Raw genomic sequence first — 14079 nt, 5'->3', positions numbered from 1 at the left:
ACGCTTACCTCACACTGGCCACCAGCCAGCTTTCCAGCTCGCTCAGCTCATTCATCTGCTGAGGATATTCTGCTTTCAACTGCGCTAATTGCGCCAATAGGGTTTCAGGTCGATACACCGCGCCCTGCAGACGCAACGCCAGCGTTTCTAATGGCGAAGGGTTCAGGCTGTCGGTGAAAATCTGGCAGCGAGAAATCACGCCGCGTTCGACATCAAAGTGGATCTCAACGCCGCCCCAAACAAAACGCTCATTCAGTAGATGCGAGAAATCCGGTGCGTTACCAAAATTCCATTCCCAACTGCTTAGTCGCGCAAACTGCTCTTCAAAACCGGGCAAATCAGGCAGTGTGGCGGGGGAGATATGCTCCGGCTCGCACTCTTCCTGATAGTAATCGTAATAGGCGGCAATCACCTCACGGCAGATCGCCTCAAAGCTAATGCCCGGCACCAAATCGGCAATGTTGGCCACGCGCGATCGCACCGAGGTAATGCCTTTCGCCTGTAACTTTTTAATGTCTGGATTGAGGTAATCGGCGAGACGCGACAGATCGGCATTCATCAAAAAGGTGCCGTGATGAAAACCGCGATCCGGCGTTTCACGGTAAGCAGATCCGGAAATCTTGCGCACTTCGCCATCCACATTCACCACGATATCGTTGCGACCGGAGGCTGTTGCCGGAATGCCGAGCTGTTCCAGCGCGCGCAGGATAATCGCCGTGGAGACTGACTTATCGTATTCCGGTTTACCGGCCATAAAGGTGAAGCAGCAGTTGCCCAAATCGTGAAACACCGCGCCGCCGCCGCTGCTGCGTCGTGCCAGCTTGATGCCGTCTTCTGCCATGCGTCGCGTGTTGCACTCTTTCCACGGATTCTGGGCGCGACTAATAACCACGGTGATACAAAACATTTCAAACATGATAATGAAAATCATTACCATGTTTGATTCTCATAGCTTTTGTGAGAAAGGCATAGTTAGGTAAATACCATTTACCCCATATCAGTACTCGCATAGTAAATACCCATATAGGAAATATGCCAGGGATATTCACTATGGAGTATATTCTACTCGAATTGCTGATCCGTAACGGCGATATTGAAACACAAGTTCTGTGCTTGTACCGCTCATATCTTGACTGGTTTTAATTAAGAAGCGAATTCTCCATTAAATAATAAATAGAGTAAAGAGACAATCATATGTTCACAATAGTCTTAATCTCATCACTAATACCAATAACGTTAAAAGTAGTCAGTACTGTCATTCTTCACTACTGGCACTAACACACACAAAAGTAACTGAAATATTTATTGCGAGTTTTTGGAACAAAAAAATATTTTGCGGTATAATATATGTATCAAGCCCGTCACCGGCTCAGCGTGACAAATATATAACCTCCAAGAAAATCACTCCATTTCATATGGGGTATTTTTTCGTTTGGAAAAAATACGGAAATGTATATCTAATGAAGAACAAACAAATCAATGTGCGACTAACTGAGGATCAGATAGATATCCTTCAACGTCTCATACAAAATGGTACTTCACTTCATTCGTCAGTCTCTATAAAACTAATTATTAGATCAGAACTTGCGTTTTGTCGCACTGAAGTTCTCCAAAGAACGCGGGTTCATTTCTCGCTTTGCTCAATTAGAAACAGTACTAAGGGGAGTTATTGACTGATTCATAGTACTTTAGCCTGCTGTCTTTTGGAGTAACTACGCGGCTTCGCCTCGTCGTGTTCGTGTTGAACTCACAGAAACATTACTGACAAAAATAATGGGTAAGTATCCATGAGTTGACGCACGGCATCGTTTAAGCCGCCCTGCCAAGATGGGAGCATTTGAGTGAAAAATAAACAATCACTTACTGCAACAATAGACAATCAATCAGATTAGTCGCAAATCTTTAATCCCATTTATAAATATGGAGATCCTATGAAGTTGAAAATACTGAACGTGAAAGACAAAGGCAATCCTGCTTTGGAACGGGTTCGCCTTGTAGCGACTGAAGATGATGTAGACCTAAGAGATTTTATAATCATGGATAACACCTTTGATTTAGATGATCGCAAGTCAAACAAATATCGTCACTGCTATGACTTTGAACCGCATAAAATAAAATTAAAGAGGAAGGACCGTGTTGTTCTTCATACATGTTCAGGAAAAAATAAAACGATTTCTAATAAAAATGATGAAGATATTTCGGTTTATCACATCTACTGGGGATTAGGTCACTCTGTATGGAACAAAGAAGGAGATACAGCACATCTAATCGAAGTATGGGAGCGTTCAATTAAAAATGTGTAGTTGTAATGGCTGCATTTTTGCAGCCATTCTGATCCTACCCACGTAATGTAGACATAGCCCTCAGCGATTTTCTGGTTTCAAATAGTTCCTAGCTGAGACCACCACAGGCACTGTGACGACGCCCATGTTTATGTGGGAGTAACATAATGTGCCCGGTAAGGGCACTCTTTTTATTGTTCTTTTTTCACAGTTATATTATCCAAAACTATGCATATATCATCTGGATTAAGATCTCTTTTTCTTGGCAATGAATGGTTTGATAACATATCATAAATTCGATATATGATTTCAAAAACAGGGTAAAGCAAGCCCAAAGAATAAATTACAATTTGAATTTGAATCAAATCATAAGGTGTATCAAAATTGAGAAGCTCTAGATTAAGATTAGCAAAGATGAGAAAAGAGGCTATGACTAACACACCCCATACAATAAAAACTCTGTTCATCAGCGATAGCATTATTTTATGAATTGAATATCGAATGTAGGGTTTTTTTATTCGATGGAAGTGAATCTTGTGTAAGTTTCCAGTTATATATTTTTCAAGAACAGCGATACTTAACTCCCAGTTTTCTTGCCAGAACTTACTGCTTTGGAGCATAAGACGCCAAGAACCACTGAACATCAATCCAAGAAGCGATGTGGTAAGCAGAAAGATTGAATATACGCTTCTACTAAAATCAGTAGCTTCTTTAGAAAAGAAAGAGATAAAACAGAATCCAAATCCTGTAATCAATACTGGCATAAAACCCCATAAAAAAGTTGTTCGTTGCCAATAAAGGCTGATTTCAAACTTTCTAATGTCATGAGCACTATCATAAGCAGCTTTAATTTTCTTCAAGTCTTCATCATCTATATACAAATTCCCGGACGCATCCTTGTTCTTATCAAGTAGCATTTCAAAATAATCAACATTCTCAGTGACTCTTAATCTAGTTGTGGATTGTCTTCTCATATTTTTACCTTAATGGAATTATCATTTCGAGAAATAATGGAATTTATAGATAGGTCGTTCTTTTACCGTTTCCCACCGAAATATAATGGTATGTGCTTGGAATGATGGAAAAATAATTGAAAGCACTCATCAAATTTGTTGAATAATTCGTAATTCATATCGCATAATTTGTATATCTTCGACTTAACATTACTAGCTTTTAGATGGTTGTCTTCTTCCATGAACTTATCGTAAATTCTAATGAGACTATAAATGCTACTATAATTTGATTGTAGCTTGCTTGTTGATTTATTTAAATTTTTATACTTATCATAAGCATTATCTTCCAACGCCCATCCCATTTTATGAAGTGCGACAAAGTCACCTTCGATTTTGCTTTTTTGTTCACTTATTTGGTGAATAATATCGTCAAATCTTCTGAATTTTTGCATGAATTCATATAAGTAGGGGGCTACATCCTCATTTTCATCAGCGAGATCTTTTAACATCACGAAATTATTAATTTCATTATAAGGTGCTTCAATGATTTTTCTATATTGATAAAGATCTCTTGAAATAATTTGTGTTGCTTGTGTCAAAGCACTTTCATCTAACTTTTGATTGAGCCAATTCGGAGCTGCCTTATATGCTTTATATGCCACTATTAACGTTAGAAATGTGCTTAGACTGCTAATCCAATCGGATACAGTACCAATGGCATCTTTTGAATAGGCACCAACTAATAGCCACCAAAAGAATAGAACAATTAGTACTGCTATAGCTACCTTAACAAAGATGTCATAAACCTTGCCAAACATGGTCAAATCCCTTAACCCAAAGCATGATTAATACCATAAACTTCAGAGGATTAACACTGTGAAAATTGACAAATTCATGATAGGCCGCTTCGGTCTAACCAATACTGACGGAGTGCTCAAATACTTCATCGATGGCGAAGAAGTATCATATGCTGAACTTGAACATGGTTCACCAGAGAAGATTACTTTGGAAGTACTTAAAGAGAAGTACGATCACGAAAGTCGTGATAATGGATTGAAATGGGAATAACTTAGTTGAGGTTTTTTGGGGATATGAGTATTCTATATTGACCACTTTTAGAAGGAAATCCGTATGGATGGATTCATCAATAAAATACCATTCCTCACAGTCTTAACATTTTTATCTTACATAACATACTTTTCATATAAGGCGGGAGAGTCATATTTTTACGGATATCCAATATCATTAATTCAAGTTGATTTTAGTACTTTAATTTTTACTCTTATGAGAGTATCGATTTTCCTGTTGTTTTTCGTCGGTATTATGTGGTTTTTTATAGCATCAAAAAGTACTTTTTGGGATTCTTTAGTTTTTTCAACGTTTAGCTATGTTTTTGTGCAAGTGATGGACTATTTTGCAAGGGGAGAGTTTAACGTTAAATCCATGATTGTTTCTTTGTCACTTTTTGTTGTGGTATTTGCATTGTGTCATTTCAACAAAACGTTACTAAATAAAGAAATAGCCACAAGTCAGAAGAAAGGTGCGGCTATAGGTTCTATTTTAGGGTTGATGGCAATATCCTTCTTTACGGGTAATTATTTTGGTCCGCTTATGAGTGTCATGGAAGATAATGAGGGTAATATCATTGTTTCAGAATTTAAGGACGGTTTTCTAACGCTGAGATGTCATAATAATCTCTCAAAGAGTTTTACAGTAATGGACATCAAAGATAAGAAGCTAAAAAATATTAGTCAAGATTATCTGGTTAGACGTTTTATGGCTGGAGAATGCAACCCAATTATGAAATATGATTAGTTATGCTAAAATTGATTTTCTCGCCATGAACCGTAACTATTCGGTTGTTCTGCACTCCGGGGTTCATGGCGAGTCCTCTAAAGCTTAACTGCATCCCCGATACACTTCACCGAAGCCCAGCAGTTATTAGTCCAGTCAGTATCAGAATTCTTCTGACAGATGTTATTAACAACTGCGTCAGCACCAATCATCGTTGCCTTTATTTTGATACCCTCTAGGGCTTCATCCCGGCTTACATCCTGACGCTGATTAGCATTACGATTACAGCTTAAGCCCGTAACCGTTTGAAGTACTCTAGCTTGCGGGTAGGGGTTATCTGCATGTACTTGTATGCTTGCGGCTTTTGCTCGTTGTGCAGAGGAAAGATCATCAATTCTTGGGTTAGACATACAGGCAGTAAGTACCAGTAAAGGTTTTAGCACACTCATTTTTTTTCATTTTTAGTACCAGTGTAACCAGAGGTATTAAAAATCTAGTTTGATTCCTTCAGAACGGCAACTCACCTTGCCTATCCATATCGACAAAATCCAAGTCACCACCATGTGCTTTTAACATCATCTCGTGATGCGTAAACCAACTACCTACATCAAAAATTGATACTGGTTCATCCAGTACAAACCAATAGGCAGTTTGTGTAACCCTCCCAAACCAGAACATCCGTTGACCATCAACGGGTTTTGTCTCCACTAGCAGTACTTCGCCTGGCTCAATATACGGTAAATAAGCCTCAGTTTCATGAAGTACCGTTATTCGTTCATTAGTCCAAAAGTACTGAACACCTGAAGTTTGTGCAGGATTAAACGTGTTCTTGTTACCCATGCCTTAGTCCTCGCATTCTATATATGCTGTAATTATATACAGTGCATTTGATGGTTAACAAGGCTAAGGCAAAAAAACAAATAAAAATAATTATTTTCAATTATTTAAGTTGATTGTTGAGTGCTATGTGTACTTCCATTGATTTTGAAATTGATCAATTATCGATAATCTATTCAAATCGGACATCAAAAAATGGAAGCGTTTTGTACGGTGCTACACACAGAAGACGGGAAGATTTGCGGCCTACAACTGGAAGGGAAGATAGAGAGTACTAATCAGATCATCACTCTATCGCATTTCATTAAGGGCAAAGCGGCATACATCGAACAGCACGATCTCTTACTGGTACTGCCTATAGGGTTTAAAATCGCTTCAGTACTTAGCTTCGAGACAAACCTGAGTAAGTTACTCGATTCATATCCGTTCATACGTCTGATGATCAACGAGGATTTCCCAAACCTTATAGATGGTCGTGAGAACCGGCTTCTTGATGAACTAGGCCTAAGTTAAAACTTATGGCTGGGCAATCTTGGTAGTGGGGCAAAAACTAACTTAGTTGCAGTGATGGAAGGGTGTTTTGACGGCTTGATATTGGATATCGCTTTTACTGCTGGGAACAAGGGTAAAGCAGTTTTACAGGCAGTACTTAACGAAATGAATAAATACACAAACAACCTGATCGTGCCTGGTATCAATTCTGGCAGGTACAGACCTCTACGCCTGTCGCACGTAGAGCAATTAATGTAGGAATTATAATAATGAAAAAACTAATCATAGCAGCAATCATTGCTTTAACCACGGCATGTACCCCGCATCACTCGCGGATGGACAAAGCCTATGTTGGCTATGTTGATAACCAAGCTGTAGTGCTCTTTGATGCTGGTACACGTAATGGCACCAAGTATTACAGACCGCAGTTCCAACCTGATTGCCATTACAACAAGGTATACTTTGATGAACAGTCGAGTACTGGCTGTGTAATCAATGAGGCTCGTATAGCCGATATACACCCTTACAGTGAGCATGTAGAGCGTGAACCACAACGTGTCAGTACTCAGACCAATCATGAGTTCTTGGAAGGGGTGAATAGTAGTAATCATGTGTTTAAAGAGGGATGACATTCTCTCATTATTTTAGGGGAATGTAATTATTGCATTTCTATTTTTTGCACTCTCCATAATGGAGCTTTGTTTTTAAGATGTTGGTTGAAAGAGCCTTGTTCATAGACCTCATCATCATTAATCTTCTTAAGACGATTTAGTGGGATGAAAGTAAGTTGATCATTACCATGGTTGTATTTGAATTTTATGTTGCATACGGGGAATTCACGCCATCCAATAGTGGCGTTAAGAGTACAGGTGATGACTCCACTTGCATTAATCTTTCCATAAATTATGAAGTCTCTTTCAATGTCTGCAATCTGAAGCGAGCCACAAATCTTATCAAATCCAGGATAATCATGTATTTTTAAGTACAAGTAAGGTTCGATTGGCATACCTATCACACCTTCATTCCCCCACTCATTTTGTAGTAGAGATCTTTTGAGTGTCTCGACTTTCTGAATGTTATTAGTCTTACGTAATGAAAGAATAGGTATGAGTGAAATTAGCATTGCTATTACCGCTACTATCAGGCTCGCTTGCTCAATAGACATGTTTTTAATCCTTTCAACGTTGCCTTGTTCCTATTATACAATTGTGGGTGAGAGCGAGCAATAGATACTAAATATTGCAGGTTCTCCGACGTTAGGCAAAGATCGGGAGTTTTCGCATCGTGTATGCGTCTAGATTTTTGAGTAAATTTTATGATCCCGCACCGCAGTAGATTATTGCTACACCCAATTTATTCTTCTGGCACTCACAAGTTTCATTTTTTCCACACAGGCAGAGTTTCAGCACATGATGTTCAGCGTACTTATATCCTTTAATGAATTCTTTGATTGAGTCTAAGTCGTTTTCAGTACAGCTACGATGAAAGCCGATGCACCATGATGACCTCTTAGGGTGACTGGCTATTTTTCTTGTGTTACGAAGTTTAGATACGTCTCTGCTTAGGCCCCTTTTTAATGCCGCAGTGCTTCTAGTACATTTTATTTCCAGAAATACAAATCTTTTTTCATCTGACAGTTTATAAACTACGTCAATGAAGAATCTTGAATCTTGTTCTAATGGCGAATCTGTATAGGCTGGAAGCTCACGCTCTACATTAACTTCAAATGTTCTTTGAAGGAAAAATGCGAATTCTATTTGAAACCATTTTTCCCAATCATCCCTTTTATAGCGAAAAAGGAAGAAAAGTTTCTCTTTGATATCAACCTGATTTAGAAATTCAAAGGCCATTAACTTGATATCTTCAAAGTCTTCAGAAATTGTATTCATTGGATCACCTCAAATAAATAATATATCGGCATTCTATTAAATAACTTTAGGGTGATAATGAATATTTCAATTAGAACACTAGCAAAACAATACGGATATAATGAATCCACCATACGACAATCATGGGTGGCACAACGAGGCCTCAATATGTCATGGCATGAAGAGCTGATCCGTGCATGGGTGGTGCAGGAAGTACTACAACCATTGAGAGAAACAGACTTACGCGAACAAATGGATCGCGAGAAGTTACGCAAGTTACAGGCAGAAGCAACCCAAGCAGAACTGGAACTAGCCAAGCAGCTAGAACAGGTAGTGGATGTTACTTATCTAGAATTTTCTCTATCAGAGTACTTCAGCCAGCTAAAGAACTACCTTCGTACAATCCCCCAAAAACATTACCTCGTGCTGTTTGAATCAGAGGATGCACTACAACTTAAAAAAAAACTAGCAGGCTTCATTGATGAAGTACTGAATGAAATTGGCTCTCAGGAATACGAGATGCCAGAGGAAGAAAATGAACAAGGACAAGTTAACGAAGATACTGAACAGGACAGTTCAGAAGATCCGACCACCTAAAAAGCTTAAACCTTCGGATTGGTGTGAACAGAACCTAACATTCCCAGATGGCCCGATGGGTGGACAACGGCTTACATTATTTAAATTTCAAAAAGAACCACTGAACATTTTAACTGATCACAAAATAGTCAATGTGGTCATGCAGTCAAGTGCTCAACTTCTCAAGACGACAGTAATGCTTAATGCCGCAATGTACTTTATGGCTAATGATAATTCCAATATGGCATTTGCATCCAGTACTGGAAAAGAAGTAAAGCTAATGAAGACGGGGAAGTTTGATAATGTGATTTCCCGTTCGGATATTCTCTCCGAAATAGTTACTGACAAGAACAATAAGAACTTTGCGAACAACGCAGACCAGACGCAAATGATTGATGGATCATTCCTGTACTGGCTGAACTTAAACGCCGCAAGTACCTTACGCGGGAAGACCATCAAGAGGCTATTCCTCGATGAAGTATCAAACGTAGAAGCAGATGGTGAAGAGGGCAACCCCTTGAGACTTGCAGAACAACGTGCAAGTACTTTCACTGATGGTCTTGTCATGGTGGCAAGTACCCCAAAGCTTAAAGATGACTTGATCTGCAATGAGTACTTACTCAGTGACCAACGCCGCTAATTTGTACCATGCCCACATTGTGACCATGAACATACGCTTGAATGGGAAAACGTGCGGTTCAAATGGCGTCAGATTAATGGCAGTCGTCGTGTAAAGCCAGATGAAGATACAGCAACCTTACATTGTCCAAAATGCGATGGTGAAATCAGTGAAGCACAACGAATACGCATGGTTAAACAGGGAAGGTGGATTGCAACTAATACTGATGTAAAAGACATTGCCGGATTCCAGATCTCTAGGCTCTATTCCCCGATTACAACAATCCGAAAGTTAGTAGCAGAGTTTGCACAGGCACACTTTGAGTTTGATCTTATGAGTTTTTACAACAATGCCCTTGGACTACACTGGAACGATGAAATGAACTCTGATATCGACTTGGTAGTACTTGAGAACCTACGAGATAGTACTTTCGACATAAAGAACATACCCGATAAAGTACTTGCCGTGACACATGGCATTGACCAACAGTTAGACCGTCTTGAAGTAACAACAATCGGTTCTTCTGAGAAGAAGGTATACGTACTGGATCACCGTAGTTTCTATGCACCCGATTGTACGAAGCCGGGAGCAAAAGCCTACACAGAACTTGATCAATTCATCAATGCACCATTACGTACTGTCTCAGGCCGTCCGGTTAAAGTACTTGGTTCATTCATCGACAGTAGTAACGGCAATGCCACAGCTACTATTTATCGCTATGCATCAACCCGCAGGAACGTTCTAGCCATAAAGGGTAGTTCTTCAGCAAGTGGTGACTTGTTCAAAGCAAGCCGTGTTGGTGGTCATGACTTGCTAATGCTCAATGTTAATGAAGGAAAGAACACGATAAGACGCCTACTCATAAGACCAAGGTTTCGGCATTCTGCCAGAGAAACAGCACGCGCTGCGTTGTCGGCATCTGGCGGAAAATACACTCTTCTACTGCGAGGTTGAACCAGGGATCGTGTGAGTCAGAAATGAGTAATCGTAGGGTGGACATGATTTTTTCGGTTCCGTGAGAAAGGGCAAACCGGGACAGAGTACGCTGAAGCGGATCGAAAGGTAAGAAACAGCAGCGCATTCCATTTCAATAATAAAATGAATTAATCTCTAGACGACTGGTCTATTAGCTGTTACTTTGAATTCAAGCGCTAGACGACTGGTCTAGTTTAGAAGTTTAAACCCAGCAAGCAGGAGATGGATGATGAAGATTCTTATGGTTCTAACCTCACACGACCAATTGGGTAACACCGGCCGCAAAACCGGTTTCTGGCTGGAAGAGCTGGCCGCGCCTTACTACGCCTTCAAAGATGCTGGCGCAGAAATCACGCTGGCGTCACCGAAAGGCGGCAATCCGCCGTTAGATCCTAAAAGCAATGAACCCGATTTCCAGACGGAGCAAACGCATCGCTTTGAAGCTGACGCAGCAGCAACCGCGCAACTTGCCGCCACCGTGCGTCTGGACAGCGTATCGCCAGCCGATTTCGACGCGGTGTTTTACCCAGGCGGTCACGGTCCGCTCTGGGATCTAGCAGAAGATCAGCACTCAATCGCGCTGATCGAAGGCTTCCTGGCCGCCAACAAGCACGTTGCACTGGTGTGTCATGCGCCAGGCGTGCTGCGCCACGTCAAAACCCCGCAAGGAAAACCGCTGGTAGCAGGCCGTAAAGTCACCGGCTTTACCAACAGTGAAGAGGAAGCGGTTGGTCTGACTCAGGTGGTGCCTTTCCTGGTGGAAGACGAACTGATTGCGAAGGGCGGTCTGTATTCGAAAGGCGCGGACTGGAGTTCCTATGTCGTCAGCGATGGTTTGCTGATTACCGGACAAAACCCAACGTCTTCAGCAGAGACGGCGCAACAGTTGATCAAGCAACTGGCGCAATAAACGCATCGGGAGGCGAACCGCTGTCCGCCTCTCTTATCGCAGCAGTAAACGCATGTTTAGCGCCTAGACGACTGGTCTAGTATTTGGTAATCTACCGCTATGACGACTACATCCCAATTGCATAGCAATGAAATCCGCGATCACATCCTTGCCACTGGCCAACGCATTATGGCCGGCAAGGGTTTTTCGGCTGTCGGATTAAATGAAATCCTCACCGATGCCGGTGTGCCCAAAGGCTCGTTCTATCACTACTTCAGCTCGAAAGAGGCTTTTGGGGTGGATATGCTGGCGCGCTATTTCGATGATTATCTGGCTGAGCTAGACGCGACATTGAGCCAGCCGGGCTTGACGATGGCGCAGCGGCTGATGAATTACTGGCAGTTGTGGCGTGAATCGCAATCGTTCTCTGATTGTCAGGGCAAGTGTCTGGCGGTGAAGCTAGGCGCGGAAGTTGCCGATCTCTCGGATAGCATGCGCGGCACGCTACAGACCGGCACGGCCGGCATTATCGCGCGACTGGCGGATGCGTTAGAAGCGGGTATTGAGGAAGGTTCGCTGTCTATCGATGACAAACCGAGCCGCGTGGCGGAAAGCCTGTATCAGCTGTGGGTGGGCGCCAGCGTGATGGTGAAAATCGTGCGCAATACCGGCCCATTTGATTCCGCCATGAGCATGACGCAAAAAATCATTCGTATCACCGATGAGTAAAAAGGGCGACTCAACAGAGCCGCCCTTTATCTTCTCGGGTCGCTATTTAGCGACCTCAAATCACAAAACCGATTTCGCCGTGTTAACCACGTTCTCAACGGTAAAACCAAACTCTTTGAACAGCTGATCCGCAGGCGCTGACTCACCGAAGGTGGTCATGCCGACGATCGCGCCGTTCAGGCCGGTGTATTTGAACCAGTAATCCGCGATACCCGCTTCAATCGCCACGCGTGCGGCAACCGCTTTTGGCAGCACGGATTCACGGTACGCCGCGTCCTGCTTGTCGAAGGCGTCGGTGGATGGCATAGACACCACGCGCACCTTGCGGCCTTCCGCCGTCAGCTGATCAAACGCCGCCACCGCCAGTTCCACTTCTGAACCGGTGGCGATCAGGATCAGCTCCGGCGTACCTTCGCTGTCCTTCAGCACGTAACCGCCGCGCGCCACGTTAGCCAGCTGCTCAGCGCTACGATCCTGCTGCGCCAGGTTCTGACGCGAGAAGATCAGCGCCGACGGGCCGTCCACGCGTTCAATCGCGTACTTCCACGCCACCGCTGACTCAACCTGGTCGCACGGGCGCCACAGGCTCATGTTTGGCGTCACGCGCAGGCTGGCCATCTGCTCAACCGGCTGGTGCGTCGGGCCATCTTCGCCCAGACCAATCGAGTCGTGGGTGTAAACCATGATCTGACGGATTTTCATCAGCGCGGCCATGCGTGCGGCGTTACGCGCGTACTCGACGAACATCAGGAAGGTGGCGGTGTACGGCAGGAAGCCGCCGTGCAGCGCGATACCGTTGGCGATGGCGGTCATACCGAACTCGCGCACGCCGTAATGGATGTAGTTGCCCGCCGCGTCTTCGTTGATTGGCTTAGAACCAGACCACATAGTCAGGTTGCTTGGCGCGAGGTCAGCGGAGCCGCCCAGATATTCCGGCAGGATTTTACCGAAGGCTTCGATGGCGTTCTGCGAAGCTTTACGGCTGGCAATTTTCGCCGGATTGGCCTGCAGCTGCTCAATGAACTTCTGCGACTCGCTGGCCCAGTTCGCCGGCAGCTCATTGTTGACGCGGCGCTTAAACTCGGCAGCCAGCTCCGGATGCGCGGCGGCGTAGGCGGCAAACTTCTGGTCCCACGCGGACTCTTTCGCCTGGCCGGCTTCTTTGGCGTCCCACTGTGCGTAGATGTCTGAAGGGATTTCAAACGGACCGTGGTTCCAGCCGAGCTGCTTGCGGGTCAGCGCGATTTCATCGGCACCCAGCGGCGCGCCGTGCGAGTCGTGCGTGCCGGCTTTGTTCGGCGAACCGAAGCCAATCACGGTTTTGCACATCAGCAGCGAAGGCTTGTCGGAAACCGCTTTGGCTTCTTCCACCGCTTTTTTAATCGCGTCCGCATCGTGACCGTCCACGCCGCGCACCACGTGCCAGCCGTACGCTTCAAAGCGTTTAGCGGTGTCGTCGGTGAACCAGCCGTCAACGTGACCGTCGATGGAGATGCCGTTGTCGTCATAGAAGGCAACCAGTTTGCCCAGCTTCAGGGTGCCGGCGATGGAGCAGACTTCGTGTGAGATGCCTTCCATCATGCAGCCGTCGCCCATAAACACGTAGGTGTTATGGTCTACGATGTCATGACCCGGACGGTTGAACTGCGCCGCCAGCGTGCGCTCGGCAATGGCAAAACCGACTGCGTTAGCGATGCCCTGACCCAGCGGGCCGGTGGTGGTTTCAACGCCCGGCGTGTAGCCGTATTCCGGGTGGCCCGGCGTTTTGGAGTGCAGCTGACGGAAATTTTTTAATTCGCTGAGCGGCAAATCGTAACCGCTAAGATGCAACAGGCTGTAAATCAGCATTGAGCCGTGACCGTTCGATAAAACGAAGCGGTCGCGATTAGCCCAGTGAGGATTGCGTGGATTATGCTGCAAAAAGTCGAGCCACAACACTTCAGCGATATCCGCCATGCCCAGCGGGGCACCCGGATGTCCCGAATTGGCTTGTTGTACGCCATCCATACTTAAAGCGCGGATGGCGTTGGCTCTTTCCCGGCGTGTAGACATAAGGTTCTCCAGA

General features: G+C 44.1%; 14 protein-coding genes and 3 pseudogenes. 8 read left to right on the top strand and 9 right to left on the bottom strand.

Annotation, left to right across the window (positions count from 1 at the left end):
• Window positions 1-4: 4 nt before the first annotated feature.
• Window positions 5-895, bottom strand: a pseudogene (locus tag K5Y33_RS06075) (lipoate--protein ligase); the annotation flags it as partial.
• 1036 nt (window positions 896-1931) lie between these two features.
• Between K5Y33_RS06075 and K5Y33_RS06070 the strand changes: the two are divergent.
• Window positions 1932-2303 carry a hypothetical protein gene (locus K5Y33_RS06070; protein ID WP_222233472.1) on the top strand — a complete coding sequence of 124 codons (372 nt, stop codon included), beginning with the start codon at window positions 1932-1934 and terminating at the stop codon, window positions 2301-2303.
• Between the two features lie 170 nt (window positions 2304-2473).
• Here the strand turns inward: K5Y33_RS06070 and K5Y33_RS06065 are convergent, their stop codons facing one another.
• A complete protein-coding gene (locus tag K5Y33_RS06065) occupies window positions 2474-3256 on the bottom strand; it encodes a hypothetical protein (protein ID WP_222233471.1) in 783 nt (260 codons plus the stop codon).
• A 62-nt stretch (window positions 3257-3318) separates the two neighbouring features.
• On the bottom strand, window positions 3319-4053 hold the full coding sequence (locus K5Y33_RS06060; protein ID WP_222233470.1) for a hypothetical protein: 735 nt from the start codon (window positions 4051-4053) through the stop codon (window positions 3319-3321).
• A 58-nt stretch (window positions 4054-4111) separates the two neighbouring features.
• Here K5Y33_RS06060 and K5Y33_RS06055 point away from each other — a divergent pair, with 58 nt between their 5' ends.
• Together K5Y33_RS06055 and K5Y33_RS06050 are read left to right on the top strand one after the other, a co-directional pair.
• The gene (locus K5Y33_RS06055) at window positions 4112-4303 is read left to right on the top strand and encodes a hypothetical protein (protein WP_222233469.1); all 192 of its coding nucleotides are present in this window, start codon (window positions 4112-4114) and stop codon (window positions 4301-4303) included.
• A 63-nt stretch (window positions 4304-4366) separates the two neighbouring features.
• Window positions 4367-5050, top strand: a complete 684-nt coding sequence (locus tag K5Y33_RS06050) for a hypothetical protein (protein WP_222233468.1) — start codon at window positions 4367-4369, stop codon at window positions 5048-5050.
• Window positions 5051-5127: 77 nt separating this feature from the next.
• Here K5Y33_RS06050 and K5Y33_RS06045 read toward each other — a convergent pair whose 3' ends face one another.
• Complete coding sequence (locus K5Y33_RS06045; RefSeq protein WP_222233467.1) at window positions 5128-5478, bottom strand: hypothetical protein; 351 nt, start codon at window positions 5476-5478, stop codon at window positions 5128-5130.
• A gap of 58 nt (window positions 5479-5536) precedes the next feature.
• Window positions 5537-5869, bottom strand: a complete 333-nt coding sequence (locus K5Y33_RS06040) for a hypothetical protein (RefSeq protein ID WP_222233466.1) — start codon at window positions 5867-5869, stop codon at window positions 5537-5539.
• A 758-nt stretch (window positions 5870-6627) separates the two neighbouring features.
• Here K5Y33_RS06040 and K5Y33_RS06035 point away from each other — a divergent pair.
• Entirely contained in the window at window positions 6628-6987 is a 360-nt protein-coding gene (locus K5Y33_RS06035; RefSeq protein ID WP_222233465.1) for a hypothetical protein, read from the top strand.
• A 29-nt stretch (window positions 6988-7016) separates the two neighbouring features.
• On the opposite strand, the gene K5Y33_RS06030 is transcribed toward K5Y33_RS06035, so the two are convergent.
• A complete protein-coding gene (locus K5Y33_RS06030) occupies window positions 7017-7523 on the bottom strand; it encodes a hypothetical protein (protein WP_222233464.1) in 507 nt (168 codons plus the stop codon).
• A gap of 148 nt (window positions 7524-7671) precedes the next feature.
• A complete protein-coding gene (locus K5Y33_RS06025; RefSeq protein ID WP_222233463.1) occupies window positions 7672-8247 on the bottom strand; it encodes a hypothetical protein in 576 nt (191 codons plus the stop codon).
• 57 nt (window positions 8248-8304) lie between these two features.
• Here K5Y33_RS06025 and K5Y33_RS06020 point away from each other — a divergent pair, with 57 nt between their 5' ends.
• Both K5Y33_RS06020 and K5Y33_RS23645 read left to right on the top strand, forming a co-directional pair.
• Window positions 8305-8823: a terminase small subunit gene (locus K5Y33_RS06020; protein ID WP_222233462.1), complete on the top strand. Its 519-nt coding sequence runs from the start codon at window positions 8305-8307 to the stop codon at window positions 8821-8823.
• Window positions 8720-10267 (top strand): annotated as a pseudogene (locus tag K5Y33_RS23645) (terminase gpA endonuclease subunit); the annotation flags it as partial. The gene K5Y33_RS06020 and the pseudogene K5Y33_RS23645, both read left to right, overlap by 104 nt.
• Window positions 10268-10283: 16 nt before the next feature.
• On the opposite strand, the pseudogene lplA reads toward K5Y33_RS23645, so the two are convergent.
• A pseudogene (gene lplA, locus K5Y33_RS06010) lies at window positions 10284-10421 on the bottom strand (lipoate--protein ligase LplA); the annotation flags it as partial.
• A 204-nt stretch (window positions 10422-10625) separates the two neighbouring features.
• On the opposite strand from lplA, the gene K5Y33_RS06005 reads away from it, so the two are divergent.
• Together K5Y33_RS06005 and K5Y33_RS06000 are read left to right on the top strand one after the other, a co-directional pair.
• The gene (locus tag K5Y33_RS06005) at window positions 10626-11306 is read left to right on the top strand and encodes a type 1 glutamine amidotransferase domain-containing protein (RefSeq protein ID WP_222233858.1); all 681 of its coding nucleotides are present in this window, start codon (window positions 10626-10628) and stop codon (window positions 11304-11306) included.
• Between the two features lie 99 nt (window positions 11307-11405).
• A complete protein-coding gene (locus K5Y33_RS06000; RefSeq protein WP_222233460.1) occupies window positions 11406-12014 on the top strand; it encodes a TetR/AcrR family transcriptional regulator in 609 nt (202 codons plus the stop codon).
• A gap of 60 nt (window positions 12015-12074) precedes the next feature.
• Here the strand turns inward: K5Y33_RS06000 and tkt are convergent, their stop codons facing one another.
• On the bottom strand, window positions 12075-14066 hold the full coding sequence (gene tkt / locus K5Y33_RS05995; RefSeq protein ID WP_222233459.1) for a transketolase: 1992 nt from the start codon (window positions 14064-14066) through the stop codon (window positions 12075-12077).
• Window positions 14067-14079: the final 13 nt, after the last annotated feature.

The organism is Pantoea sp. DY-17 (genome assembly GCF_019795975.1).
GTDB classification, from domain to species: Bacteria; Pseudomonadota; Gammaproteobacteria; order Enterobacterales; family Enterobacteriaceae; genus Pantoea; species Pantoea leporis.
This window is presented reverse-complemented; position numbering and strand designations above follow the sequence as displayed.

What these genes read in the sequence shown, in the direction of transcription:
- K5Y33_RS06070 (WP_222233472.1), top strand. Translation starts at nt 1,932, where the DNA reads ATGAAGTTGAAAATACTGAACGTGAAAGACAAAGGCAATCCTGCTTTG.
- K5Y33_RS06065 (WP_222233471.1), bottom strand. Translation starts at nt 3,256, where the DNA reads ATGAGAAGACAATCCACAACTAGATTAAGAGTCACTGAGAATGTTGAT.
- K5Y33_RS06060 (WP_222233470.1), bottom strand. Translation starts at nt 4,053, where the DNA reads ATGTTTGGCAAGGTTTATGACATCTTTGTTAAGGTAGCTATAGCAGTA.
- K5Y33_RS06050 (WP_222233468.1), top strand. Translation starts at nt 4,367, where the DNA reads ATGGATGGATTCATCAATAAAATACCATTCCTCACAGTCTTAACATTT.
- K5Y33_RS06045 (WP_222233467.1), bottom strand. Translation starts at nt 5,478, where the DNA reads ATGAGTGTGCTAAAACCTTTACTGGTACTTACTGCCTGTATGTCTAAC.
- K5Y33_RS06040 (WP_222233466.1), bottom strand. Translation starts at nt 5,869, where the DNA reads ATGGGTAACAAGAACACGTTTAATCCTGCACAAACTTCAGGTGTTCAG.
- K5Y33_RS06035 (WP_222233465.1), top strand. Translation starts at nt 6,628, where the DNA reads ATGAAAAAACTAATCATAGCAGCAATCATTGCTTTAACCACGGCATGT.
- K5Y33_RS06030 (WP_222233464.1), bottom strand. Translation starts at nt 7,523, where the DNA reads ATGTCTATTGAGCAAGCGAGCCTGATAGTAGCGGTAATAGCAATGCTA.
- K5Y33_RS06025 (WP_222233463.1), bottom strand. Translation starts at nt 8,247, where the DNA reads ATGAATACAATTTCTGAAGACTTTGAAGATATCAAGTTAATGGCCTTT.
- K5Y33_RS06020 (WP_222233462.1), top strand. Translation starts at nt 8,305, where the DNA reads ATGAATATTTCAATTAGAACACTAGCAAAACAATACGGATATAATGAA.
- K5Y33_RS06005 (WP_222233858.1), top strand. Translation starts at nt 10,626, where the DNA reads ATGAAGATTCTTATGGTTCTAACCTCACACGACCAATTGGGTAACACC.
- K5Y33_RS06000 (WP_222233460.1), top strand. Translation starts at nt 11,406, where the DNA reads ATGACGACTACATCCCAATTGCATAGCAATGAAATCCGCGATCACATC.
- tkt (WP_222233459.1), bottom strand. Translation starts at nt 14,066, where the DNA reads ATGTCTACACGCCGGGAAAGAGCCAACGCCATCCGCGCTTTAAGTATG.